This window comes from Pirellula sp. SH-Sr6A, from assembly GCF_001610875.1.
GTDB lineage: Bacteria > Planctomycetota > Planctomycetia > Pirellulales > Pirellulaceae > JBKCUI01.
Map to the genome: position 1 here is coordinate 231,906 of NZ_CP011272.1, position 25,625 is coordinate 257,530.

Consider the following 25,625-nt stretch of genomic DNA (forward strand, 5'->3'; position numbering starts at 1 on the left):
GCAGCGGTCGTGATCTGCGTCTTTGTCGTGATCTTAGCAGCTACCCGGAAATCTTAAATCCGGTCGCTTCGACAGTAAAAAAGTTCAACTCGGCGTCGAATGTACCGACCCCCTGAACGATCACGTGCTGCCCTTTTTTCAGTCCGAACAATTGGTCAGCGGGACGCGCAAATGGCTTCCCTTCCTTCGACACCAATCGGACCACGACAGTAGGAGCTTTCGCCTCTCTCGCTCGACAAAAAGGGCAGCTGTCTGCATCGTGCTTCTCGTCACCCGCATGCTCGCCATCCGGGATCTCCGATACCAAGAACTCCGAGACATTCGGGTCGAATGTGTCTCCTTTGCCCGACCCGACCTTCGCTTTCATAACCAGAGGCTGCCCCTGAGACGGCGATCGGACCGATTGGTCGATCGCCTGCTCAATGCTAACGGCGGAGGCGGACAAGTCTTCTTGGAGCAGGATCGTCTTGGCTTTCTCGACGAGCGGATCCGCCTTAGGACCGCATCCCGCGAAAAGAATAGCTCCCAAAAATGGAAGATAAACCAGTTTCCTGACCATGCTCATTTCCTATCGATCTGGTTCGCTCTACGAAGCTACCTGACTATAGGTCCCATAGGTCCTATAGATCTCATGAGTCCTATGAGTCCTACTGGTTGATTTTGGGGAGCGATTCGCTCAAGCCCTTCAACTCTGCAAGCCCCCCTTCCAGGGATTCCTTGACATCGTCGAACTTCACTTCCTTCGAGTCATGCAACGTTTCGTCAATCTTGCTCATGACTTCAAACAAGGTCTTGGAAGCTTTCTCCAAGGTCTCCACTTTGGCAGCATCCATCGAGGCTGCCTTTGCAAGACCCGGGAGATCGTTCAAGTAATGTCCGATGTCGTGCAACTCGTCGTGCGCCGAATCGATTTCCCCTTTTTCCGCCGCGTCGCGAATCTTTTGGGCCGCTGCGACGGTCTTGTCAAAAACATTCTTAAGGGCCACAGCAGGTGGCTCGTTTGTTTTCACTTTGTCGCCCGCGTGATCGTGCCCCTCTTCGCCGTGCCCGTGATCATGCTCGGCACTTTCGCCGCCCGTTTTCGAAGCAGGTTTGGCATCGCATCCCACGAATCCGGACAACACGCCAGCCAATGCGATCGTCGACGCCATCAATCCAAAAAATCTCATACCTGCAATCCTGATAGTTCGATGTTTCTTAATTCCATGCCGGGCACGCCGAGCCACTCGAGGCCTCTAATATATCAAAATGGGTCCATGCTGCGCCTGCAAATCGCGATGCGCCGCGCCGGCCAATGCAATGGGATAGAATGCCCGCCCCGGCCTCACTAGCCTCGCCGACCTCCTGCACACCCAGTCGTGACCTGCTCGTATTCGCAACCGTCGCTAGCAGGGTTCAGTGGATTGGATATTTTCCGGGATCTGGATCGCATCTTCGGCCAGCAAATCGCCGACCTCGCCATGGATGGGGTAGAACCACCCCTTGCTAGCATTGACTAGACCTTGCGGCGGAATGGCGGAAAGAGTACCACCCACTTTCGTCTTGATGCGCCCCGATTCCGCCAGCAGCTGAAGCTCTGCAACCAGGGATGGATCAGCGGCCAGGAGCGGTTCGCTCGTGATGGGGCATCGAAGCAGTGGAAGGAGCCATGGGGTAATCATGCAAAACCTATCTAGGATTCGTATCGAAAACGGAGCGGCCCTCGGTCGCTCGTTCCCTATCGGCGCGATCTGCTGCGCGGCTTGGGCTGCCTTCGCGTTTTCTCCGCTATTGGCCCAAAACGCTCCACCTACAAACGGCCCAAACGGGGCCGCGGTCGGTCCAAGCGCCACGGGAGCGGATGGATTTGCTAGACCACAGCTGAGCTCGACCTTTACCGATTCGCGTACAGGTCAACTTTATGGCCGGTACATCATCTACGAAACCGTACCTGTTGTCACCTACCAACAACAAGAGGTCTCCGAACAACAATGGGTTCCCGAATGGGTCACCGAAGAAAAACTTCTCGGGCAAACGAACTACATCCCCATCGTCACCTACCAGCTCCAACTGCGATCGGAACCGACCCTCAATCCGTTTGCACCCCCTCGTCAATCCTGGCAATACGTCCCCGTTGTTCAATACCAACCGAACTTCACCCAAGTCAAACAGCCAGTGACGTACCAAAAGTACGTACAAAAGGAGGTGAAGAAATCGATCCCAGTCCTCGTTTCCCAATCCCAACCGCGCGCGAAGTTCGTCGACATGCCGATGCAAAACGCCGGTGCCGGCGCAGCACAAGTCGCTGGGGGTGGTTCGGTGCAACCTCCTGTTCCGACCAGACCGTTGGACACCCCGACTTATCCGTCTTCAGCCATCGTCATGACGCCACCCCCGGTTTACTACCCCAACACGGGAGGAGCTCCCAATAGCTCCCCGGCTAGCAATCTCGCCGCTTATCCTGCCTACAACCCCCAGTACAGCGGTTGGAACGCGACCAACCCCTGGCTCCTTGCTCGCCAGCAGTCGGCATCGAACATCGCACGGAACGTGAACAATCCGACCGCCAACGGTGGCTTGCCGCCAGGCAGCTATGGCACTTTGACTGCCGGTACAAATCCTCCTGCAACCGGAACCCCCGGAAATATGCCGGCGAACTATGGGCCGATGCTCGCAGCGCGACCGAATTTCCAATGGCCGCAACTCATGGGACGCACCGGTTCTCTCTTTCCAGGCGGATTGTTCAAATCGAATGCATCGACGCCAGGTTTCGGAACAAGTGGATTCGGAGCAAGTGGTTTCGGAATGGGGGGATACGGCACCGCGAACTCCGGTGCGACGTACGTTGCTTCCAATCCCAGTCCCATCGAAGGCGGCGCCTTGCTCCCCGTTGCCAATGCCACCGGATACCCCTTTACTTCCGCAGGGAACAACAGCGTTCGATTCATTCCCCGAACGGATGCCTACCCACTCGGAACCCCCAACAGCAGCTGGTCGATGGTTCCCGTCAACAACTACCGCGATCCAACCCAATCCGGAATCCCCGCATCCGTTCTCCGCTGATCCCCCTGCCCGAAGCACGCGCTCCGTCCTCCGCACCAACACCCGACAAAGAAACGACAGCGGAAACGCTCAACGCTTCACAGCGTGATGTTGCTACTCGTCGCTGCCTGTTTCCGAAGGTTCGAAACGGTCGTAGTCGAGAAGATTCACGACCGCTTGCCGGACATCTTGCTGTCGCATCAGCGATTCGCCGACCAACATGGCGTCGATCGATGCGTCTGCGAGCTTCTTCACATCCGCAGCCGTAAAGATCCCGCTCTCGGCCACGACGCTGATCTGGTTGGGCATCTCTCGCTTCAAGCGAATCACATGCTCCAAGTCGACCGCAAAGGTGTGCAAGTCCCGGTTGTTCACCCCCACCAAAAGGGTCCCCGTATCCAATACACGCTGCAAATGCTCCGGTGCATAGAGCTCGATCAGCGGGGTCATCCCCAACTGCCTGATGAGCGCATAAAATTCCTGCAACTGCGAACCATCCAAACACTCGGCAATCAACAGGACCGCATCGGCTCCCGCGACGCGCGCTTCATAAATCTGATATTCGTCAAGGATAAAATCCTTGCGAAGGACCGGGATGGAAACCGCCTCCCGAATCATGGTCAGATAGTCCAATCGACCTTGGAAGAACGGTTCATCGGTGAGCACGCTAATGGCTGCCGCCCCACCTGCTTCGTAATCCGTCGCAATCTGAACGGGCTCGAAGGCTGGTCGAATCATCCCTTTCGATGGACTCGCTTTCTTCACCTCGGCAATCAATCGCACTCGATCATGACCACGCAGTGCACCTAAGAAATCGCGAGGGGCGGGAGCATGCAGTGCCGCATCCCGCAGCGAAGGCAGGTCCCGCTGCTTTTTGGCATACGCGATCTCTTCCAACTTCTTCGCAACGATCCGGTCCAAGACAGTGGCCATGTGCGGTTCCTTGATCTGCTACGGCTACGTGCTAGGCGATGTCCGAATCGAATACGCGAACTTGCTTCCAGTTCGGCTTCTGCTCTGCGATGAACTGCAGGTGTCGCTCCGCGACTTGGTACTGGTCATGGGCTTCCCGCGACGCAAAGACAACGTTGAGCGCCACTTGGTAACCGTGGTCGTTGACCGGGCGTGCCAAGTCATTATTGAGTGTCCCGACGGAGAAGTAAACGACACCGGGATGGTCATCCAAATACTTCTTGCAGGCATCGACCAATTGCTGAACGTTCGCATCGGTTGGATCGTTCAACGTGAAGTAAACCATGTGCGCTAGCTGCATCTTATTTCCAATCAGTAGGTAAGAATCTCGTTTCCACATTTCGCCGAGGGAACGCTACCCCCCGGTGGCTCGCATTCTGTTTGGGACTCCCAAAACACTCCCCAACGAATGCACAATCAAAGTCGTTACACCAAGGAACTCTCGAAGGTCTTTTGGAGGCATGCCAGCCCCTTTTCGCCATCCTTGCCCGCGATGACGACGTTGACTCGCAATTCGCTGGTGTTGATCATCAACACGTTGATGTTGGCATCGGCCAATGCTTTGAACATGGCGATCGCGACACTGGTGTGGCTTCTCAGTCCGATACCGCTGACGGAAAGCTTAGCGATATCCTTCGACCCGCCGATCTTGCGGAACTTGTAATCCATCGCCTTGAGGACTTGCAGACAATGGTCCATCTGCTCCTCGGGGACGGTGAAGCTAATGCTCGTCTCCCCTTGGAATCCATCGCAACTTTGAACGATCATGTCGACGAAGACTCCCGCCTTGGCGACTTCCTTGAAGACCGTCTCCGCCAATCCTGGGGTGTCGGGAACACCTAACAAAGTAACGCGAGCTTGATCCCCCACCAACGAGATGTCGAGCAAGGTAAGCTGCTCCATATTGGAATTGCGCAGCCGCTCCACGATCTCGCTCGCGCTCAATTCGCTCTGCTGCTTCTGGCCCATCTCCCAAACCTTGGCATCATCTGGCTTGCTGTGCAACGAAAAGGCGGAGTGGACGGCGCGCAACGCGGCTTGCGCTTCGGCTCGCTTGACGAGAACACTGATCTTGATCTCGCTGGTGGTGATCATCTGGATGTTGATGCCCGCCTCCGCGAGCGCTTCGAACATTCTTTGAGCCACGCCGGTCTGCTTCGACATCCCAATTCCAACAACCGATATCTTCGCAACCGAATCGTCATGGGTCACGCCGCTGGCCCCCACCAATTTGGCGGCTTCGTTGACAGCTCGGAGGGCTTCCTTTAGTTCATCATTGGGGACGGTGAAGGAAATGTCGGCCAGCGATTCTTGCCCGATGTTCTGGACAATCATATCGACGGTGATCTTGCGGTCCGCTAACCGTTTGAAAATCTCGAAGCTGGTGCCGGGCTGGTCAGGAACTCCTTGGATAGTGATCCGCGCTTCGTCCTTGGTCAACGCAGCACCGCACACGGGAACGCTGCTCGACTCGGGCTCCGCGACGATCATCGAACCCGGTGCATCGGAGAAACTGCTTCGAACCCGGATAGGGACATTGAACTTCTTGGCGAACTCGATGGAACGGTTGTGCATGACCCCCGCCCCCAGACTCGCGAGCTCAAGCATCTCGTCGTAGCTGATCTGCCCCATCTGCCTCGCTTCGGGAAGCAATCGCGGGTCGGTCGTGTAAACGCCATCGACGTCGGTGTAAATCTCGCAAGCGTCTGCTTTCAAGACGGCTGCCAACGAAACGGCTGTCGTATCGCTCCCCCCCCGCCCAAGTGTCGTGATGTTGTAGTCGTCGTCGATCCCCTGAAAGCCGGCCGCAATGACGATGTTGCCATCGTCGAGCAATTTCCGAATCCGATCGGTCGAAATGGTCTTGATGCGAGCTTTGGTGAAGGAGTTATCCGTTCGGATCCCCATTTGCGCTCCCGTGAGCGAGACGGCTTTGTGCCCAAATCGCTGCACAGCCATCGCCACCAGCGCCACGCTGACTTGCTCCCCCGTGCTCAAAAGCATATCCATCTCGCGCGCCGAGGGCTCCTCGTTGACTTCCTTAGCCAGATCGATGAGATGATCGGTGTTGTGCCCCATCGCGCTGACAACCACGACCACTTGGTTTCCCTCCTGCTGGGCACGGATCGCTTTCCGAGCCGCCGCCAGGATTTTCTCGGGAGTTGCTACGCTGGTTCCACCAAACTTCTGAACAATGAGTGGCATGGTTGTAGGGAGAGATACTCTTCGCGTCATCGAGACAGGCTGCCGGTACTTTCAGCTCATTCACGGGAGCAAATGAAGCTAAACTAATGCGATCGGAACATCGAACGCCGCATACCTAAAGGAGCAGTGGCTAGAGTTTTATCGGAAAGGGGCATTCCGTCCAGTCGAGGCAGCGGGGGGAAGAGGCTCGACGGGGCGATTTTACGGGTTCGAAGCCGGTTTCTCGGGCAATCGGGCTTCCTGCCCCCCTGTGATTACTTGCCCCCCGGTGATCAACCGTGCGGTTCGATTCCGGGTGACGTAATTCCAAAACCACTGGAACAGGACGAGTACCCGATTCTCGAAACGGGCCAAGTAAAGGATGTGGATAAAGAGCCAAGCCAGCCACGCTAGTTTTCCGGTCAACCGCAACTTTCCCGACTCGACAATCGCATGGGAACGACCGATGGTGGCCATGTTCCCTTTGTCCCAATATCGAAAGGGACCCGTCGGGCGACCTTGGATCATGGCCGCGATCCGCTTCCCCACATAGACTCCTTGCTGGATCGCCACCGGTGCAACTCCGGGTAACGATTTACCATCGGCAGTGGTGAAGTTGGCGAGATCTCCAACCACGAAAATGTTGGGCGATCCGGCCAACGAGCAGTCGGGCTGAACCGCGACGCGCCCCCCTCGATCGACCATATCGGGAACTCCGCATCGTTCGGCCAGCGTTCGTCCCAGCGGAGACGCCTTCACCCCCGCAGCCCAGATCACGGTCTCCGTGGGGATCGGACGCGATACCCCTTGCTCGAGTACGACAACATGATCGGGCAAAATCTCGGCGAGCCGGGTTTCGTTCAATACTTCCACCCCTAACTCTCGAAGATCCTTGCCTGCCCGTTTGGCCAGTTTCTCGTGATAACGATCCAGAACAAGTTTGCTGCTCTCCACCAGAATCACGCGTGCCTTCGTGGGGTCGATGGAACGGAAGTCGTATCGCATGGTCTGTTTGGACAATTCCGCGATCGAGCCAGCCATCTCCACGCCCGTCGGTCCTCCCCCGACGATGACGAAGGTGAGCAGTCGCGCGATCTCCTCGGAATCTGAGCTTTTCTCGGCCCTCTCAAATGCCGACAATACCTTTCGCCGGATCACCGTGGCGTCTTCGATGGTCTTCAATCCAGGAGCGACGGACTCCCAATCGGCATCCCGGCCGAAATAGTGGTGGGTCGAGCCGGTGCCCAAGACCAAATAGTCGTACGGGAGCGACGTGCCATCCTCGAGATGCACAAGTTGCTTCGCAGCATCGAAATCGACGACGGTCCCCATCCAAACGCGAACATTCTTCTGCCGACGAAAAATGCTTCGCAGGGGAGCCGCGATATTGGCCGGCGACAGTCCCCCGGTCGCCACCTGATAGAGGAGTGGCTGAAACAAATGGAAATTGCGCCGATCGATCAACTGGATACCAAGCTTCGCACGCTTCAATTGCTTGGCACACATCATCCCAGCGAACCCGCCTCCGATGATCACGACTTGAGGAAGTCGGTCGTCATTGGGTTTCGGTCGATCCAACTCTGGGTGGGCTGTGCTCTGCATCCTGGCTGTCCAATTCCCCGCGAAGGTTTACGAGTGCAATCAATCTGTATCGGAAGGATTAGGAACTAGCACCGTATCGTCGTGTTCATAACCGGGCGCACAGCAACACAATAACTTCAATTCCAGCTCCTGATCATTTTCAATCCAATGTATCGTACCGGGCGGAATAGGGACGGCGTCCCCCGTTCGAACTCGGAAAACATCCTCTCCCAAATGCATGACACCTTCACCCTGAACCAAAAAATAAATCTCTTCGGTCTTGGGATGGTAGTGAGCATCGGTGGCCGTTCCGGGTGGAATTGTCGCCTCTGCCAAACTCTGCTGCCGAATCGAGGAGTTTCGATGCGCCAAGATCTCACGGATGATAGACCCGTCCTTGGTGACAAAAGGTTCGCAGTTGGCCAACGATACACAGCGAGGGTTCATAGAATCGATTCGATGGGAGTGGGGCATTTCGGAGAAGTCGACCTCGGATTATACTGCACCCACAGCGGATCGAACGGTCCGAACCCCTACTCGCATTGAACCATGTTCCCAACGATAGCTTCCACGATCAGCATTACGATTCCCGAGCCCACTTAGGCTTCGGGGTGTGAGATCCATTGGAACTTTCAGCACATCTACCAACCCCTGAGGCCGCCCGGCATCAGGGGTTTTTTGTTTCCGAATCCTTTCCTTTTCGTTCACCATGACCAAACGCGCTGTTCACATCTACGACACAACCCTTCGCGATGGCACCCAAGGGGAGGGAGTGAGCCTTTCCCTCCAAGACAAACTCAACATCGCCGAACGGCTTGCGGAATTTGGGATCGACATGATCGAAGGGGGCTACCCCCTCTCCAACGAGAAGGACGCGATGTTCTTTCGCAAGGTCAAACAGCTGAAACTTGGAAATAGCCTGGTCTCCGCCTTCGGCATGACCCGCCGTCGCGGATTGGCCGCGGCGGACGACCCCGGTATGAAGGCGCTCGTTGCCGCCGAAACACCCGTCATCACCGTGGTCGGCAAGTCGTGGGACTTTCACGCCACCGAAGTGCTGGGGGTCTCCCTTCAAGAGAACGTGGACATGATCGCCGAAAGCGTCGAATTCCTCGGCCGCCACGCGCAAGTCGTCTACGATGCGGAACATTTTTTCGACGGCTACAAAGCCAACCGCGAATACGCTCTCCAAGCGGTCTCGGCGGCAGCCAAAGCGGGCGCCCAATGGATCGTCTTCTGCGATACCAATGGTGGCACCCTTCCCGAGGAAATCGCAGCAATCGTCTCCGATGCGAAATCGATCCTCGCCCCTCTCGGCGTTCGCATGGGGATCCATTGTCACAACGATGGCGACCTAGCGACCGCGAATTCCTTGGCAGCCATCGATGCTGGGTGCGATCAAGTCCAAGGGACCATCAATGGCATCGGCGAACGTTGCGGAAATGCCGACCTTGTGGCCATCATGGCAAACCTGCAGTACAAGAAGACGGGTTACAGCGTTCTCGACGGCCGTCCCCTCGATCACTTGACGGAACTTTCCCGATACGTGTACGAGACGGCCAACCTCCAACTCCGGAGCGGACAGCCCTTTGTCGGGCGAAGTGCATTCGCGCACAAAGGTGGAATGCACGTCCACGCTGTCAATAAATTCGCCCATACCTACGAACACATGGATCCGGCCAAGATTGGAAACGAACGCCGCATCCTCGTCAGCGAACTCTCCGGTCGATCCAACATAGCTGCCTTGATGCAGGACTCCGGCCTTCCTGCGGATCGTGCGACCCAAGACCGAATCTTGGCCGAGATCGTTTCCAAAGAGAACCAAGGCTATCAGTTCGAAGCCGCCGAAGGCTCCTTTGAATTGCTGGTCAAAAAGTGCACCGGTTCCTACCAGCCTCATTTCGAAACGATCAAATACCAAGTTCTGGCGGGGGATATCCAAGCCCAAACGGCAGAAGCCTACGCCGAAGCGATTCTCAAAGTGCAAGTGCAAGGGACGGTGCGGGTCGAAGCGGCCGAAGGGCATGGTCCGGTCAATGCAATGGATGCCGCCCTTCGCAAGGCATTGCTACCCTCCTTCCCGCAACTCGACTCCATGCGATTGGTCGATTTCAAAGTGCGAGTGGTAAACGGAGAGGCCGGCACCGCTGCCCGCATCCGCGTGAACATCGAGAGCGCCGACGACCAGAAGACATGGCGAACCATCGGGGTAAGCGAGAACATCATCGAAGCGAGCTGGCAAGCCCTCGTGGATGCATTCGAATGCAAACTCCATCGCTAAACCAGAGGGTATAGGTTCAGAACATAACTGGCGCTCGCCCCTCGTTCCAGGCTCCAGGCTCCAGGCTCCAGGCTACTCGCTACTCGCTACTTACTTCTCGCTACTCTGTCTAGGGCTGGTCAATTCGCCGATAGAGTGCACGCGGGGGAAGCCGTCGAGGACGACGGCTCTACATTTGCCTAGCCCCGCCAACTACTTCCTTCGCGCAAAAACAGTCGAGGACGACTGTTCGACATTGCTCTCGCCGCTCGCTACTCGCTTCCCCCCCCTTTTCTGCTCCCCTCGCCCCGCTTCGGGGAGAGGGGCTGGGGGTGAGGGGTTGGGTACCTTCCCGAATCACCGCATAACCTGGTATACGAAGGACTCTATACCCCCGCCCATGCAGGAATCGATCGCGATGCTGATCATGCACTAACACATCCTCGGTGAAGTAACCGGCGCCATCGATCTCAATAATGAGTTTCTTCTCCAAGCACCAGAAATTCACGGTAAAGCGTGGAATGGGTTATTCACGACGGAACTTCAATCCTTCGATTTGGCGATTGCAAGTCTATTGTCAAGCATTTGTCGCAAATTCGTTGGATGTTCGACGCTGGCATTGTGCAAATTCGATTGCTTCTTTGGACCTCGACCTGCTGCGTTTCATGGGAATGAGTCTCTCTTCGATTCCATGGAATCCAATAGCAATTCAGACTTCAGGCTTCAGACTTCAGACTTCAGACTTCAGACTTCAGACTTCAGGCTTCAGGCTTCAGGCTTCAGAACTATGCTCCTGGCTCCTCGCCACTCGCTACTCGCTACTCGCTACTTATTTCTCGCTACTTATTACTCGCTACTCTGTCTAGGGCTGGTCGATTCGCCGATAGAGAACATGCGGGGGAAGCCGTCGAGACGACGGCTCTACATTTCCTCCATGCTCCATGCTCTTCGCCCCTTCCCACTTTGCCTTGCCCCGCCAACTAATTCCTTCCCGCAAAAACAGTCGAGGACGACTGTTCGACATTGCTCTCGCCACTCGCTACTCGCTACTCGCTACTCGTCTCTCGCTACTACTCTTCCCCCTCAATCGAATCGGGGCCCTCTTTGGCTTTGGCTTCCAACTCCTCGTAACGCCGCAAACAGTCTGCAATCGACTGCCGCAATCGCTCGCCACTTTGCCGCTGCTGGGCGACTTCCTCCAGCACCGGCCGAAGTCCATCATAGAGCAACTGGAACTGACTTCGAATCAACTCGGTCATAACCCGCGGCACCGCGTGCTGTACCACCACCCGCGACTCCGGTGGCTTCCCCTCTTCAGGTGCAACCTTTTGCTCGCGTTGCGAAGCCGCCTCCATCCAAAGATTCGACGCCGATCCGATCGCTGCACCGATGTGATCCAATCCGCTCTGAATTCCAAGAATACTACTGATCACCTGTGCCGTCGCTTGGTCGCCCGACAACCCCTTGAGCTTCGTCTTCTGCGCGAACGCCTTGCATATATCCGCCCACCTCGCTCCCTCCGTCTCGTTGAGTATCCCTAACAACGATTTGAATTTGAGCATATTCGACTCCCCATCGCGCGAGAGAGTTTGTGCGTCCTGCTCGTAACTCGACACGATCAAACGATTCAGCTCATCGTCGTTCATGACCGATACGACCTTCTCCGCAATGCGATTCATGTTCCGATAACTACCCTGCAGCTTGAAGGGTGGCTCCGTGCGATAATCGTCTGCTTGTGCCGCACTTCGAATGTATTCGCGATTCATCGTCAAGACGACATCGCGAATCCGGTGCAATTTGGACAACACACTCGTCATCTCTCGCACATCGTCGACCGACAAGTTGGATTCGAGGTCGATCCCATCGGTGGTCCCTCGCAACGCCGCTTGAATGAGCGTCCTCTGATCTTGGTTGGACGCTCTCGAAAGTGGCTGCAATACGGGGTTGCTGGTGAGACAGTTCTCCAAGTACGACATCTCAAACGCTTCTTGAGAATCTCCGATGATCTCTCCCAAGTTATAAACGTCGGCTCGGTTGGCGAGCATGTCCGGGATCTGAAACCGCTCGCCACTCTCGTTGTAAGGATTGCCCGCCATCACCACCGCAAACTTGCGACCACGTAAATCGTAAGTCTTCGAGCTACCTTTCCAGACCCCTTCAATCCGTCGGGTCGCATCGCAAAGGGGTATGAATTTCTGTAGTAACTCTACGTTGCAATGCTGGATGTCATCCAAATAGAGCATCGTGTTGTCACCCATCTCGAGCGCCAAATTGATCCGCTCCACTTCCTCACGCGACGCCGCATTGGGTGCTTCGGCTGGATCCAGGGAAGTGACGCCGTGTCCAATCGCGGGACCATTGACCTTGACGAAGACGAGCCCAAGCCGATTGGCGATGTACTCCATTAAAGTCGTCTTGCCATATCCAGGTGGACTGATCAACAGCAACAATCCCATGCGATCCGTTCGCTTGGTGTCTCCTGCGGCTCCGATTTGCTTGGCGAGATTGTCTCCGATGCGCGGCAAATAAACCGTGTCGATCAACTGATTGCGCACGAAACTCGTCAGCACCCGGGCCTTCAAGTCATGCGTCTTGAGTCGCTTATCAGCGCGGAGAACCAACTCATGCTTCGTCCGTTGCAACGCTTCCCATCGTGGGACGATCTCCGTGATATGGCGTTCTAATCTCGATGCAAAATCATGGTATTGAAAAACGAGCTCACCTCCCTGCAACTTGGGGTGATCGCCAATCAAGCCAGCGATCTTGACTGGCTTGGCCCACTGCCCCTGCACGCCGGTCGAATCCCCCTTAGCCATAGGGCTCGCCGATGACTTGCTTGTACCCTTCGCAGTAGAAACAACTGGCTGCACCGCAGCGAGGAGCCGCCATGCGACTTCCGGTGCATACGCTTTGTCGATACCAGCCCCCGACAACTCTGCTTGCCGAGACTCCCAAAACCCAACAGCCAGTCGATTCGCGAGCCCCCATCGTTCGCTCCAGCCCAAAGCCTCCGATTCCAGCGATTGCTGGAGCAGAACAAGTCGCTTTTCATCCAGATTGCTCAGCATCGCTTTGTGAAAAGCAGCACTCTCCGGGGATTCGGGAAACGCGCCGGAAGGATGCCGCATGGTATCGACCAGAAAGTTGGCCGCATTGTCGAGGGTGCGATCATCCAATGTGGAATCGCTTTCCGCAATCTCGCGACCATGCGATTCCATCAATTGCCTTACATGCGCGCGCACCGCGGTCGAAGGTTGATTCACACCAACCAGCTTGTCAATCGACTCCGAGGCGATCACCCACTGCTGGGTCGCCTCCCTCTCCTTGGTCGGGACCAGGACACTCCACACCAACATGGCGAAGGCTCGAGTCTTGGGAGAAGTCGTTAACAATCCTAGATTCTGTTGCGTCCGCAGGAGTTCGGTAAGAATCCTTTCGGCATCCTGATCGTGAACGCCGCGCGCGTACCCGTCCTGATACCTGGTCTGCATGAAATCGCGAATGGTTTGGATCCGAAATTCTTGCGAACTGGCGAGAAAACGCTCCGCATCCACACGCGTCGACATCCAATAGGCGAGCGTCTCACCGCGGTACACTTCGGGTGTTTCGCTCGGAAAAGCGACCTCCCACAAATCTTTGGCTTGCTCCAGCTCCGGTGCATCGAGTGGCTCGAAGTATTGCGTTCCGGTGATATGCAACTGCAGACATCCACCGCGCGCGACGGTCGTAAGCTCGATCGCTTGATGATTGACACTGAATGCGTGCTGACCAAGCTTGATCACACGATTGCCATCGGTGAGGAGCTCTCGCCGATCTCGCTGCTGCCGCAGCGCATCGTCTCCAATCGATTTGAGACGGGACAACACGTCGTCTTGGCGTACCGAATCGCCAAGCTTCTGTAACTGCTCCGTGATCCCTCTCACCTTTTCGACCATCATGTCGGAGGCGAAGTAGGCTCGCAACGCATTGGGCTCTTCGATTCGATTCGCCTTGGCTGCAATACCAGCCAGCAATCGATCGGCCGCGAGCACCAGAGAATTGGCTCGCTGCGTTCGCGCTTCGACGAGCTGTACACGTCTTGCTTCGAAGGCATCGGCTATCACCTGCCGCTTCTCCGTGAGCCTCAACAGCAAATCGTCGGATTCGGCATAGCGACCTTCCAGTTCCTCGACTTGAACGAGGAGCCGCGTCAATGCAGTGTCTACCTTGTCCGGCTCGTCGGCGCTCTCCAAAGCACCCGCCATGGATTGATCGAGAAGCTTCGATTGCGATGCGTAATCGGATTCCAGCTCTCGATGGATCACTTCACGTAATTGGGCTCGCAGCAGGGACCGTTCCCGATTGAGTTCCGCTAAGACATTCGCAATGCGATCAACGATCTCCGTCCGTTGGGTGGTGTCCTCGATCTTCAATTGGGACACGGTTTCAATGAGCAACTCGAGCGACCCACCTACCGTTTGAAAACTCGCTTCGACTTTCCTTCCTTCCGCCGCCGATCTGGCCTGCGTGCCGTGTTCTCGGAACTCCCCAATGCGAGTCTGATAAACCTTTAAAGATTCAGGATGAAGCAAATGTTGGACGCATCGACTTCCCAACCGTTCGGTAAACTCGATCAACTCCTTTTCCAAGGCCTCGACCGCGGCCAGATCGATGTATCGCAACTCCTTCAACTGAACGACATTCCCACGCTGCGCGCGAACGCTCGCTAGCCCTTCGACGAACTGCTCGATCTGATCGAACTTCTGTCGATCTACTTTTTTGATCAGCTCCGACGCTTCGTGCTGAGCGTCTGCCAGCGCCTTTTCCGATTGCTGCCGAACTCGAACGACTTTGTCGAATTCGTTGACCGCCGACTCCGCTGCCTCGCGGATCAAGCGGATGGGCTTGGCCAACTCTCCCGCCTCGGGATTGTCGAGCCAAAAATACGTGTCGAGCGTTTCGGTCGCGCGCTTTACCAGATCGGAATAAAGTCCCAAATACGAGTCATCCCGATCGATGAGATTGAGTATCTCTTGGCACTCGGACATTCCTCGCACTAAGTCTTGATTGCCGATCTTGAACAACAAGGAGTCCGTTTGGACCATCGGGCGATAGTCGGGACTGGTGAAAGGAGTTTGCCAGACTTGAATGGCGTGATGCTTTTGAGCTTGTTCGTCCGCCCGCATGCTCAGCATCAATCCGTCCGCCAAGAACGCTTGCCCATGGCATACGAGCGGCGTGTCGACCGTTTGTCGGATGAGGTTGTAGCGGAGTTGCAGGTAAGTCCCCGATTCCGCATGGGTGAACACGTATAGGAAATCTTCCCCGTTGGGAGAACGTCGCAGGCCATCGTACGCGAGGGAAGAAAGCCCGTGTTCAATGACTTTGTAGTCCCCCGACTGAAGCACAAAGCCATTGGGCATGATGATCCCGTGATCATCGGGGAGAAGGATGCAGGCGTTACCGATCCCATCCATCCGCTTCGCTTCCGATCGCTTGACGCTGAAAACGAAATGGCGGTAATCCTTTTCCTGATAGGGCCGGATCTTGAGAAGGATCAAATCGTCGAGGATGGCATAAAGCGTTTCCGCGTCGTCCAGCGTTTGGTCAGGACTATCCACCGGCTCGCGATAGATGCCGAGCCCGTCCTCCGTGCTGTCTTCAATCTTGATGGTCAAATCGCCGTGAATGCACTCCACGAACAGCTTGTCCTCGATGGAGATGTGCGGATGTTTACCGGGTCGATGATTCTCGCGCGTCGTCCGCTTCCAAGGGAAACTGGTTTGCGGGATCGGACGGATCTCCCCTTCGCTCCGATTGTCGACGTAATGGATGGCGTCCTTTTCAATCGCCCACTTAAAGGCTTTGAAGCTGGCGATCGTCTTCCCTGTCTGAAACACCATATAAAGGTTGGGGCCGTTCAACCAAAAGCGTAGAAAGCTCGCATTCTTGTAATAGCGAACCAGCTCGGCAAAGTCGCGATGAAAGCGGTTGTCGTCGAACGGCCCCAGCGAAGTCGACGTCGCATGCTGCCCGTCGAAACGGTAGATGGAGAAGATGTCCGATGCCGCAATCTCCGTCTTCAAACCGAACTGCACGTTGCTCCCGAGCAAAATCAGGTCTTGGAAGGCAAAGAGATCGCGAGGAACGCAGTTGTGCTCCGTCGTCACATGAATCGTGGACAGGAGCTTCGTTTCCAAGTTCCCGAAGACGGCCGATCGCTCTTCGTGAAGCTTTCCGAGCCGGCCTCGCAAGTCCGCCGCCCCCTCGCGCAAGCGGTTTCGGAGGACCTCGTACGTTCCTTGGGCAAGTTGCGAGTCTGGCATGTCTAAAACCGGGCAAAGCGAATCGTTGAGAAGACGGGATCTATCCTAACCACGGACCGATCCACCCGTGAGGAAAAACCGTCTTTGCTCCGGCCCATTTTCCGCTGACACTAGGCGAACGGATTGACCTAATCCGGGACGACTTCCACGAAAACGTCGTCTCCCTCCACCAGGACCGGGTAAACCTGCGATTTGATCTTCGGATTTTCGATCCAGCCCCCATCCTTGAGGGAGAACTGCCAGCCATGCCAGGGACACGCGACGGTGCCACGCTGCAGGCATCCGCCCGCCAACGACGCCCCCATATGCGGGCAAAAATCGTCCATCGCGTAAAACTCTCCTTCATAATGAAAGACCGCGATCATCCGCTCCGCAATGGGAAAGGCGCGCCCTTCGTTCTCAGGAATTTCGGTCGTCTTGGCAACAAAGAAGCGCTGGGGACTAGTCACGCTTAAGGAGCTCCGTTCGAAGGAAGTTCAATCCAGTTTTGGCAAGACGATGGTAAAGGACATCGGGATGGGCGCCGAGGGTGATTTGCGTCGTGAGGGTCTTTCGATCTCGCCGGGCCAAGACCATGGTGAAGTCGGACGACGGTAGCGTGGTCGATGTGATGACATCCGCCAAGGGTGGATACGTTGCCGCGAGGAGACATAGATCCAGCTGCTCGGAATGCAACATCTCCTCGGCAATCGATTGGAGCGAAGCCTCTCGCTCCAATCCCGTTTCCCCATGCGGTGGCAACTCAGGTGGCAACTGAGGATACCATCGGGCAGCCACCAATCCGAACTCTGGATCGGTTGTCTGATGTTTGCTCAACGCAGGTGCTATCCAAACCCCTGCACCGTACTCGATGACCCCAAGCTTCAATCGATGGTCATCCAACATCTTCGCAACCGCCTCATCCAAATCCCCGCTTCCACTGCCGAACACGAGCGCACCGAGCTTCTCACGGATGATCGACTCGGTCGGTGCGATCCGCTCCCGGAACACTTCTTCGCTCTCACAGCAAGCCGCAATGCGCAGCGTGATCGTCGCCTTTGATACCGTGATCCCCACCACCGGATCGCGGTCTCGCGCGATCAAGTCGGGAATCATCTTTTCAACATCGCTCTCCCCGATTCCGAATAACTTGAGCTCCCGATAATACCATCTCGTTTTTCCAGCTCCGAGCTCGCGGACCAAGAGCGGGTCAATCGTCTCCTGAAACATTTGCTTCATTTCGGCCGGAACACCCGGCAACGCGAAAATGCGACTCGAATGGTTCCCATCGGATACGACGATATCGATGCCCGGTGCGGTGCCGTGTGGATTCGGAATGATGCGTGCCCCCTCCGGAAACATCGCTTGCACCCGGTTGCGCTCCGGCATCGGCCTATTGCGCGTCGCGAATAGCTTTTCGATGTGATCGAGAGCTTCCTGTCGCAGCGCGAGCGGACGTTGAAACGCGTCCGCGATGGCTTCCCGTGTCAAGTCGTCGGCAGTAGGTCCTAAACCACCTGTCGAGATCACAATGTCCGCGCGAGCGGCCGCGTTTCGAAACACCGCGATATTGTCAGAATGGCAATCGCCTACGGTGGTATGGAAAGCCGTTTGAATACCAAACGCACCCAGCTGTTGACTCAGCCACTGACTATTGGTGTCCAAGCGATTTCCACTCGTTAGCTCATCCCCAATCGAAATGATCTCAGCTCTCAACGCCATGACTCCTTGAATTAGGCCGTCCCCAGCCCAAGGGGATTGCGACTCACCCGGGATTTGAGCCTTAGTATCCAGGGTGAGCAAGCCCATCGCGCCAGGCCGGGTCACGCCCCAGCCGGGAAATTCCACAGATTCGCCACGAACCGACTCGATTCGAAAGGGTCCAACAGAGAATTCACCCCCGATTCCCTGGTCCGATTGGATATAATGAATTCGATGCTCCCTGCGATCGGGATCCAGGCATCAGCACGTCAACGGTTCTCCTTGTCTCGGTCGATTGCCATTCGCATGCCAACCACTTCCGCCAAAGCAATTCAATCTGCCAGCGCGTCCCAAACGGGTACGGTAAGCCGAGAAACTCTTTTGGATTATTTGCAGACCGCGGCCAAATCGATGCGTCGATTGGAGCTGGGGATCGGCGTGGTGCTTTGGTTGACCGGCGTCCTCATGCTGATCGTCCTGGCTGTGTTCGTGGACCACTGGGTCGCTCCCCTTCCGAGACTCGCTAGACTCCTCTTTTGTGCAGCGATCGTCTTCTTTTCTTTGTGGTGGATTCCAAAGCGAGTCTTTCCGCTGCTCCTCAAACCCATTCACCCCGAACACGCGGCCCGCAAAATCGAATCCCTTTACCCCGGGATGAAAGAAAGCCTCATCAGTTGGTTGCAGCTATCGACCGCGGACGATCCGACACCCCGCGGAGTGCTCGCAGTCGTGGGACGATTCGCAGCTCGCAATCTCCACGGCGCCGACTCCGGCAGCGTTCTCGACACCGGATCGTTGCTCAAGTGGACGACCTTCTTTGTGACCTCGCTCCTCGCATTTTTGATCTATAGCTTCGCAGCCCCCAAGAGCAGCGTCGTTTCGCTCGCGCGCATCCTCATGCCCTTTGCCGCCATCGATCCCGCGTCGCGTGTCCAAATCCTCGAGGTGAGTCCAGGCTCGACAACCATCACGCAAGGCACCAATCTCATCGTTTCCGTCAGCACCCGCGGAATGTACAAACAAGACGAAGTGCACCTTCGATACGACCTCTCCGACGGCCAAAAGGTCGGTCAACGGGTCAAACTCAAGCCCGAGATCGAAGGGCTCAGCTACTCGGTCCACTTCGGCGAGGGGATCGGCGGCCTCCACCAACCCTTTACCTACTGGATCGAAGCGGGCGATGCGGTCGAAGGTCCCTTCGATGTCAAAATCCAAACGGTCCCTCTTATCGCGATCGATCGGCTACAACTTCAGTTCCCACCCTACACGAAACTGAAGGATCGAACCATTCTCAAAGATGGATCGTGCGAAGTTCCTGAAGGCACTCGGGTGCAACTATTTGCTCACGCGAACCAACCGTTGGCGAAGGCCCGCATCGAATTCAACCCCGTGCTGGAACGGGGAATCCTCCTGCAGGCCTCCAGCCTATTGGATCTGAAAGTCCAGACGACAGAGCTCCATGGGGATTGGCTGGCTCTCCTCAACGAAGAGAAAAGTAGCCCAACCCTCCACCGCTATCGCATCAAAGGAACGAACACTCTCGGCGAACAGAACTCGGATCCCGTGATCTACCAACTAAAGGTCCTTGCCGATATCGCTCCCACCGTCAACTTGGCCAGCGATGTTCCCGCCAGCATCGAGGTCCCGGAAGACCAGCCTCTCGATTTGGAGTTCCGCGCTCGAGATCCGGACTACGGACTCGCGAGCTTGCGCGCCATCGTGCATCCTTTGCCGAGACGAGAACAAGCCACTCCGATCGCCAACTCGACGTTGTTCGAGACGGAAACGGGCACGATCGAACAGGTCCTCAAATCCTACCGACTCTCGCCGCGAGAGCTGGGACTCCGCACCGGCGATCGCGTCGAAGTCTTTGCTGTCGCCACCGACAACCGCCGCAAACCCGGTACCGATACCTTGGAACCGAACGAACGAGAATCGAGCCACATCGAAGTGAAAGTGGTCGCGGCCACTGCACGCACCGAAACCAAAGATCCAAAGGATGCAGCCAAAGAGCCCCCCAAGACGTCGGACCTGACCAAACCACAAGACCCCAAGGGGAATGGCAAAGGAAACCCGACGAAACAGAACGACCAAAAGGGCAAGAACAACAACTCCGGTGCATCGGGTGGTCAAGAATCGTCCGGCGCCCAAACGGACTCGTCGCAGAGCGGCGCGGGTGGCGGAGCATCCGGTGAAGAATCCACCCAAGGCAAAGGGAAAGGAAAAGGAACCGGGCAGGGAGGTAGTTCCGGGCAGTCAGGCAATTCGGATTCTACCAACGAAGGTGGCCAAGGGACCGGACAAGGAGGCTCGAACGCGTCCGGCACAGGCTCCTCCAGCTCTGGAGGCAATCAGAGCGCAACGTCCCAACCGTCTGGTTCTCAAGGAGCTGGCTCGGGCGATCCGCAAAACGACGCATCAAGCGGATCGGAAAGCAGCGAGCCCAACGGATCGGAAAGCGGCTCCGAAAGCGGTGGATCCAGCGGCTCCCAGAGCGGATCGCAAGGCGGATCTCAAAGTGGAACGCAAAATGGCTCGAATGCCACTTCTCCGTCGACGCCTAGCGGAGACGAGTCTGGCAAGTCGCCGGAACACGACGGCGAAGCGTTCGACGCCATCAACGAATATCGACAGCAGCGCGAACAATCCCCCACCCAATCCGGCGATCAATCCGGCGGAGAATCTGGAGGAGAATCATCCCCCCAAACCGGCGGCCAACCCGGCGAATCCGGTCAACAACGTCAACCTGGTCAACCTCGTCCCCCCCAACCCGTCACCAACCAACCCGGCACCAACCAGCCCGGCACCAACCAGCCCGGCACCAACCAGCCCGGCACCAACCAGCCCGGTGCCAACCAACCCGGTGCCAATCAGCCCGGTGCCAATCAGCCCGGTGCCAACCAACCCGGTGCCAACCAACCCGGTGCCAACCAACCCGGTGCCAACCAACCCGGTGCCAACCAACCCGGTGCCAACCAACCCGGTGCCAATCAGCCCGGTGCCAATCAGCCCGGTGCCAATCAGCCCGGTGCCAATCAGCCCGGTGCCAATCAACCAGGTGCCAATCAACCAGGTGCCAATCAACCAGGTGCCAATCAGCCCGGCGCCAATCAGCCCGGCGGAGAATCCGGCTCCAAATCCGGCGGTCAACCCGGTCAACAAAGTCAACCAGGTCAACCTAGTCCCTCCCCACAATCCGCCGGAGAACCAGGCGCTAATCAACCCGGCGGAGAATCTAGCTCCCAATCGGGTTCCCCCGATTCTTCCAGTCAACAAAATCCCGGCCCGAAGGCCGCTCCCCAACCGGGCGGAGAATCCGGCTCCCAATCCGGCGGTCAACCCGGTCAACAAAGTCAACCAGGTCAACCTCGTCCTTCCCCACAATCCGCCGGAGAACCAGGCACTAATCAACCCGGCGGAGAATCTAGCTCCCAATCGGGTTCCCCCGATTCCTCCAGTCAACAAAATCCCGGCCCGAAGGCCGCTCCCCAAACCGGCGGAGAATCCGGCTCCGAATCCGGCGGTCAACCCGGTCAACCTAGTCAACCTCGTCAACCTAGTCAACCTAGTCCCTCCCCACAATCCGCCGGAGAACCAGGTGCCAATCAACCCGGCGGTGAATCTAGCTCCCAATCGGGTTCCCCCGATTCTTCCAGTCAACAAAATCCCGGCCCGAAGGCCGCTCCCCAAACCGGCGGAGAATCCGGCTCCCAATCCGGCGGTCAACCCGGTCAACCCGGTCAACCTCGTCAACCTAGTCCCTCCCCACAATCCGCCGGAGACCCGGGCGCTAATCAACCCGGAGGGTCGCCCGACAACCCATCCAGCAGCCAACCCGGAGCAGAATCCTCCCAACCATCTGGCTCCCAACCCAGCAGTCAGCCCGGTAGCGATTCCGCCACCCCATCCGGCGAAAGCCAATCCGCCTCCGAAGGAGGCAAGCCCTCCGATCGCGGAAATATCTCCGGCAACATGCGTTCGGCCACCAGCTCGAATGCGGGAGTCGTCAAATCCGACGGTCGCGACGTTCTCCCACCTCGCAATCCCATGGACACGACCTACGCAGACAAACAAACCGACCTCGCCCTCCAATACTTGAAAGAGCAACGAGATCAGCCCGATCCCGAACTCTTGCGGAAACTCAATTGGTCGAAAGAGGACATGCAACGCTTCATCGACCGCTGGTCCAAAGCAAAAGAAGAGGCCAGAACGGATCCGGATAAGAAACGGGATCTCGATGCGGCCCTTCGATCGTTGGGACTGAAGAAATCAGGAAGCAAAGTTCAGGGAACGACCGATCAAGACGATCAACTGCGAGGATATCTCGAAGATGGTTCTCGCGTCAGACCACCCGAGTCCCTCCGCGAGAGATTGGAACGATTCCGCAAAGCGGCGAATCGTATCGAGTAGTCGCCATGTTCAAACGGTTGTTCGAATTCTTGGATACCAAAGAGGGAGTGGATAGCGAGTGTCATTTTTAGGGATAGCGTTAGGCCTGTTCATTCTGGCCATTGTGATCTTCGCCATCGACCTGATGATCCCCAGTGGAGGCGTTCTTGTAGCCGTCACAGGTTTTCTCGCCTTGGGGGCAGTCATCTTCGCGTTTCGCTACAGCTTCCAAGCCGGATTGGCGATGCTCGTCGCCACCTTCGCCCTCATCCCTATCTTGCTCTGGGTCTTCGTCGTCGTTTGGCCCAAAACGCCCATGGGTAAACGAATGATCGTCGAGCCTGTCCCCGCGGGAACCTTCGTTTGGTCCGATGCTGCGAAGTCAGGTGCCGCAGACCAATTGATCGGGCAACTCGGGACAGCTACCTGCGATCTACTCCCAAGTGGCTATGTGAAGATCCACGACGAGAGCTTCGAAGCCATCAGCGAAACAGGACCGATCGACAGCGGCAAGCCGGTCAAGGTGATTCGATTGGATCTTGGACGATTGGTCGTCCGAGAATCCAAAGAGCTGCCCCCATCCACGACCATGTCCCATGGCACCGGGCTCGATCGACCTGCCACCGAACTGGATCTCGAATCCCTCGAAGGCTGATCATTCTCCCCCACGAAGCATCGACTGGCGCAATAATGCATCAACTGGCCCAGCTGTGCATCGATTGGCTCCCAGCCGCAATGAGACGCACCCAGTGGCGAGCCCATAACACATGCATGGCTCGAATGCGCCTTGCGTTGAGCGAATGGCACTTGCCCCCTATACTGTCGGCCGCTTCTAGATTGAGTTACTCCCACAGGGATAGATGAGATGGTGCTCGACTTTCGGTTGCCCGGTACGCTCGCTTCGGAAATGAGCGGACGGCTTCAGTTCGCGTTGGATTTGGCGATCGCCGCCGGAAACGCCACATTGCCCTTTTATCGCAGCACAGGAGTACAAGTCGAAAGGAAGAGAGACAAATCTCCGGTCACCGCTGCCGACAAAGCAGCCGAGCAACTCGCACGAGGAATGATCGCGGATCGATACCGTGACGATGCCATCCTAGGCGAAGAGTTCGGAGTCATCGAAGGGCAAAGCGAGTTCGAATGGATCATCGACCCAATCGACGGAACAAAGAGCTTTATCTCCGGAGTTCCTCTCTACTCCACCTTGATCGGGATGACCTATCGTACCGAACCCATGATCGGAGTCATCTATATCCCGGTCCTGGGTGAACTCGTTATCGCCGCCAAGGGGCTGGGAGCTTGGTACGGCAGCGCGCCACTGCAGGGGGATCCCAAGTACGGTACCGACCCGGGGCCCATTGTTTTGCAGCGATGCCGCGTATCCTCTCAGGCACAACTGGAGGACGGATTGATGGTCACTTCCCAAATCGACAACTTCGGCGTGCGTCAAGCGGAGTCGGCCTACAAAAATCTTGAAAAGCTCGCGTATGTCACGAGAACTTGGGGCGATGGTTACGGGTATCTCCTCGTAGCAACAGGACGCGCCGAAGTGATGGTGGATCCCATCGTCAATCCCTGGGACGTCGCAGCCGTCGCTCCGGTCATTCAAGAAGCCGGGGGAACCTTTTCGACTTGGAGCGGGGAGTACGACATCCGCGTCCCGCATTGCCTCGGGAGCAATGGCTTGGTGCACGACCAAGTTCTGAACGAATTGAGACCGTTTGCCTAAGAGCCCTGCATTGAATCTGCTCCTCATCCCCACTGCGTTTGAACGGGAACGACTCTCCCTGGAGCTGCGTCGCGCGTGGACCGAGCAAGGCAACGCGATCGAACTTTGTGGATTCGGAATGGCTATCGCGGGCATCACCACCGCCATGGCATTGCAGCAATGGAATCCCTCCCAAGTCGTCCTCATGGGGATCGCGGGAGCCTATGCCGAGGATATTCCCATCGGCAGCAGTATCGAATTCGCGCGCGTGACGTGCTATGGCGTTGGAGTGGGGACCGGGGAGTCGTTTTTATCGGCGGGCGATTTGAATTGGCTCCATTGGATCGGCCCCCCGGAAATTGCCGACCGTATCGACTTCGGAAACGACCTCCGGTGCGACTCGGAGTTACTAACCGTAGCTTCTACTGCCTGCGACAACGAGGAGGTCAAACGACGCATGACCAAGCATCCGAGTGCAATCGCCGAAGACATGGAGGGCTTTTCCGTGGCCGCAGCATGCCGATTGGCCAACAAGCCTCTGCGAATCATTCGAGGGATTTCCAATCGCGTCGGGGATCGGGATCACCGTCATTGGGAGATCGATCGAAGTCTCGATGCGGCGATGACTCAAATTCTAGAGACGACCACGTAAGGCAATAGACCGATGAGCCCCCCCATACGTTTTGCCATCTCGACTTGCCCCAACGACACCTTTGCCTTCCACGCATTCCTGAATCGATTGGTGGATTGGCGAGGATTGGACTTCGAAATCGAACTCTTGGACATTCAGACCTTGAACGATCGATTGCTGGAAGGAACGTTGGATGTCGCTAAAACCAGTTTTCATGCAGCGATCTATCTCGCCGATCGCTATGGCGTCTTTGATAGCGGATCGGCCCTTGGTTTCGGAGTCGGCCCACTCCTACTCGCCGCCGCGCCGAATTCAGTACCGTCCACACCTGAACAAACGACCCTTTGTCCCGGTAAAGACACGACCGCCGCGCTGCTCTACCAGCTCTTCTATCCAGGCTCTGCTCAAGTGCAACATGTTGTTTTTTCGGAGATCATGCCTCGGCTGAAACGCAAGGAAGCGGACTTCGGAGTTTGCATTCACGAAGGGCGATTTACGTGGCAACAAGAAGGACTTCACTTGGTCGAGGATCTTGGTACCCGTTGGGAGACCGAGACACAGTGTCCGTTACCCCTCGGCGGGATAATCGGAGCGTTGGATTTGGGGGAAGAGGTTCTGCACCAAGTGCAATCCATTCTTCGCGAATCGATCCTCTACGCGAAGCAAAACCCAGAATCGACTTTCCCGACCATGCGTCGGTACGCGCAAGAGTTCGACGATACCGTTCTGTTGAAACATGTCGAACTCTACGTCAACGATTGGACCGTTTCGCTCGGTGATGTAGGGCAAAAGGCATTGGATGAACTAGGGACGCGAGCCCATTCGATCGGCCTGGGCAGCGGCTCATCTCGGTTCCGTATCATTCGATAGCGAATCGCGCGTCGACAACGCCGG

19 protein-coding genes are annotated in these 25,625 nt (G+C 56.6%); 7 read left to right on the plus strand and 12 right to left on the minus strand.

Going from position 1 to position 25,625, the window contains the following annotated elements; translation table 11 throughout:
- Positions 1 to 40: 40 nt before the first annotated feature.
- The 3 genes from VN12_RS00710 to VN12_RS00720 form a co-directional block, all read right to left on the minus strand.
- A complete protein-coding gene (locus VN12_RS00710; protein WP_146675026.1) occupies positions 41 to 559 on the minus strand; it encodes a hypothetical protein in 519 nt (172 codons plus the stop codon).
- 88 nt (positions 560 to 647) lie between these two features.
- The gene (locus VN12_RS00715; RefSeq protein ID WP_146675027.1) at positions 648 to 1,169 is read right to left on the minus strand and encodes a hypothetical protein; all 522 of its coding nucleotides are present in this window, start codon (positions 1,167 to 1,169) and stop codon (positions 648 to 650) included.
- Positions 1,170 to 1,385: 216 nt separating this feature from the next.
- Positions 1,386 to 1,661, minus strand: a complete 276-nt coding sequence (locus VN12_RS00720; protein ID WP_146675028.1) for a hypothetical protein — start codon at positions 1,659 to 1,661, stop codon at positions 1,386 to 1,388.
- Here VN12_RS00720 and VN12_RS00725 point away from each other — a divergent pair.
- Positions 1,660 to 3,042 (plus strand): hypothetical protein, encoded by a 1,383-nt coding sequence (locus VN12_RS00725; RefSeq protein ID WP_146675029.1) that lies wholly within the window; start codon positions 1,660 to 1,662, stop codon positions 3,040 to 3,042. The genes VN12_RS00720 and VN12_RS00725 overlap by 2 nt on opposite strands.
- A 93-nt stretch (positions 3,043 to 3,135) precedes the next feature.
- On the opposite strand, the gene trpC is transcribed toward VN12_RS00725, so the two are convergent.
- From trpC to VN12_RS00750, 5 genes are all read right to left on the minus strand, one after another.
- The gene (gene trpC, locus VN12_RS00730; RefSeq protein ID WP_146675030.1) at positions 3,136 to 3,954 is read right to left on the minus strand and encodes an indole-3-glycerol phosphate synthase TrpC; all 819 of its coding nucleotides are present in this window, start codon (positions 3,952 to 3,954) and stop codon (positions 3,136 to 3,138) included.
- Between the two features lie 31 nt (positions 3,955 to 3,985).
- The gene (locus VN12_RS00735) at positions 3,986 to 4,294 is read right to left on the minus strand and encodes a Dabb family protein (protein ID WP_146675031.1); all 309 of its coding nucleotides are present in this window, start codon (positions 4,292 to 4,294) and stop codon (positions 3,986 to 3,988) included.
- Positions 4,295 to 4,419: 125 nt separating this feature from the next.
- On the minus strand, positions 4,420 to 6,198 hold the full coding sequence (locus VN12_RS00740; protein WP_146679740.1) for an aspartate kinase: 1,779 nt from the start codon (positions 6,196 to 6,198) through the stop codon (positions 4,420 to 4,422).
- Between the two features lie 201 nt (positions 6,199 to 6,399).
- Positions 6,400 to 7,779 (minus strand): NAD(P)/FAD-dependent oxidoreductase, encoded by a 1,380-nt coding sequence (locus VN12_RS00745; protein ID WP_146675032.1) that lies wholly within the window; start codon positions 7,777 to 7,779, stop codon positions 6,400 to 6,402.
- Positions 7,780 to 7,818: 39 nt separating this feature from the next.
- A complete protein-coding gene (locus VN12_RS00750; protein WP_146675033.1) occupies positions 7,819 to 8,205 on the minus strand; it encodes a cupin domain-containing protein in 387 nt (128 codons plus the stop codon).
- 262 nt (positions 8,206 to 8,467) lie between these two features.
- Between VN12_RS00750 and cimA the strand changes: the two genes are divergently transcribed.
- Positions 8,468 to 10,039 carry a citramalate synthase gene (gene cimA, locus VN12_RS00755; RefSeq protein WP_146675034.1) on the plus strand — a complete coding sequence of 524 codons (1,572 nt, stop codon included), beginning with the start codon at positions 8,468 to 8,470 and terminating at the stop codon, positions 10,037 to 10,039.
- A 169-nt stretch (positions 10,040 to 10,208) separates the two neighbouring features.
- Here cimA and VN12_RS00760 read toward each other — a convergent pair whose 3' ends face one another.
- From VN12_RS00760 to VN12_RS00775, 4 genes are all read right to left on the minus strand, one after another.
- A complete protein-coding gene (locus VN12_RS00760; RefSeq protein ID WP_146675035.1) occupies positions 10,209 to 10,541 on the minus strand; it encodes a DUF559 domain-containing protein in 333 nt (110 codons plus the stop codon).
- Between the two features lie 547 nt (positions 10,542 to 11,088).
- Positions 11,089 to 16,323 (minus strand): DNA repair ATPase, encoded by a 5,235-nt coding sequence (locus VN12_RS00765; RefSeq protein WP_146675036.1) that lies wholly within the window; start codon positions 16,321 to 16,323, stop codon positions 11,089 to 11,091.
- 128 nt (positions 16,324 to 16,451) lie between these two features.
- The gene (locus VN12_RS00770; RefSeq protein ID WP_146675037.1) at positions 16,452 to 16,772 is read right to left on the minus strand and encodes a Rieske (2Fe-2S) protein; all 321 of its coding nucleotides are present in this window, start codon (positions 16,770 to 16,772) and stop codon (positions 16,452 to 16,454) included.
- Positions 16,765 to 18,111 carry a competence/damage-inducible protein A gene (locus VN12_RS00775; protein ID WP_146675038.1) on the minus strand — a complete coding sequence of 449 codons (1,347 nt, stop codon included), beginning with the start codon at positions 18,109 to 18,111 and terminating at the stop codon, positions 16,765 to 16,767. The genes VN12_RS00770 and VN12_RS00775 overlap by 8 nt, the downstream gene beginning before the upstream one ends.
- 198 nt (positions 18,112 to 18,309) lie before the next feature.
- Between VN12_RS00775 and VN12_RS00780 the strand changes: the two genes are divergently transcribed.
- From VN12_RS00780 to VN12_RS00800, 5 genes are all read left to right on the plus strand, one after another.
- A complete protein-coding gene (locus VN12_RS00780; protein WP_146675039.1) occupies positions 18,310 to 22,413 on the plus strand; it encodes a hypothetical protein in 4,104 nt (1,367 codons plus the stop codon).
- 58 nt (positions 22,414 to 22,471) lie between these two features.
- Positions 22,472 to 23,047: an NfeD family protein gene (locus VN12_RS00785; RefSeq protein ID WP_146675040.1), complete on the plus strand. Its 576-nt coding sequence runs from the start codon at positions 22,472 to 22,474 to the stop codon at positions 23,045 to 23,047.
- 210 nt (positions 23,048 to 23,257) lie between these two features.
- A complete protein-coding gene (locus VN12_RS00790) occupies positions 23,258 to 24,121 on the plus strand; it encodes an inositol monophosphatase family protein (protein ID WP_146675041.1) in 864 nt (287 codons plus the stop codon).
- Positions 24,114 to 24,752 carry a hypothetical protein gene (locus VN12_RS00795; RefSeq protein ID WP_146675042.1) on the plus strand — a complete coding sequence of 213 codons (639 nt, stop codon included), beginning with the start codon at positions 24,114 to 24,116 and terminating at the stop codon, positions 24,750 to 24,752. The genes VN12_RS00790 and VN12_RS00795 overlap by 8 nt, the downstream gene beginning before the upstream one ends.
- A gap of 12 nt (positions 24,753 to 24,764) precedes the next feature.
- Positions 24,765 to 25,601, plus strand: a complete 837-nt coding sequence (locus VN12_RS00800; RefSeq protein ID WP_146675043.1) for a 1,4-dihydroxy-6-naphthoate synthase — start codon at positions 24,765 to 24,767, stop codon at positions 25,599 to 25,601.
- Positions 25,602 to 25,625 lie beyond the last annotated feature (24 nt).

Excerpts from the sequence above, each read along its gene's own strand:
- VN12_RS00725 (WP_146675029.1), top strand. The coding sequence starts at position 1,660 with ATGCAAAACCTATCTAGGATTCGTATCGAAAACGGAGCGGCCCTCGGT.
- VN12_RS00740 (WP_146679740.1), bottom strand. The coding sequence starts at position 6,198 with ATGCCACTCATTGTTCAGAAGTTTGGTGGAACCAGCGTAGCAACTCCC.
- VN12_RS00780 (WP_146675039.1), top strand. The coding sequence starts at position 18,310 with ATGCCAACCACTTCCGCCAAAGCAATTCAATCTGCCAGCGCGTCCCAA.
- VN12_RS00735 (WP_146675031.1), bottom strand. The coding sequence starts at position 4,294 with ATGCAGCTAGCGCACATGGTTTACTTCACGTTGAACGATCCAACCGAT.
- trpC (WP_146675030.1), bottom strand. The coding sequence starts at position 3,954 with ATGGCCACTGTCTTGGACCGGATCGTTGCGAAGAAGTTGGAAGAGATC.
- cimA (WP_146675034.1), top strand. The coding sequence starts at position 8,468 with ATGACCAAACGCGCTGTTCACATCTACGACACAACCCTTCGCGATGGC.
- VN12_RS00720 (WP_146675028.1), bottom strand. The coding sequence starts at position 1,661 with ATGATTACCCCATGGCTCCTTCCACTGCTTCGATGCCCCATCACGAGC.
- VN12_RS00750 (WP_146675033.1), bottom strand. The coding sequence starts at position 8,205 with ATGAACCCTCGCTGTGTATCGTTGGCCAACTGCGAACCTTTTGTCACC.
- VN12_RS00775 (WP_146675038.1), bottom strand. The coding sequence starts at position 18,111 with ATGGGCTTGCTCACCCTGGATACTAAGGCTCAAATCCCGGGTGAGTCG.
- VN12_RS00800 (WP_146675043.1), top strand. The coding sequence starts at position 24,765 with ATGAGCCCCCCCATACGTTTTGCCATCTCGACTTGCCCCAACGACACC.
- VN12_RS00715 (WP_146675027.1), bottom strand. The coding sequence starts at position 1,169 with ATGAGATTTTTTGGATTGATGGCGTCGACGATCGCATTGGCTGGCGTG.
- VN12_RS00765 (WP_146675036.1), bottom strand. The coding sequence starts at position 16,323 with ATGCCAGACTCGCAACTTGCCCAAGGAACGTACGAGGTCCTCCGAAAC.
- VN12_RS00745 (WP_146675032.1), bottom strand. The coding sequence starts at position 7,779 with ATGCAGAGCACAGCCCACCCAGAGTTGGATCGACCGAAACCCAATGAC.
- VN12_RS00710 (WP_146675026.1), bottom strand. The coding sequence starts at position 559 with ATGGTCAGGAAACTGGTTTATCTTCCATTTTTGGGAGCTATTCTTTTC.
- VN12_RS00790 (WP_146675041.1), top strand. The coding sequence starts at position 23,258 with ATGGTGCTCGACTTTCGGTTGCCCGGTACGCTCGCTTCGGAAATGAGC.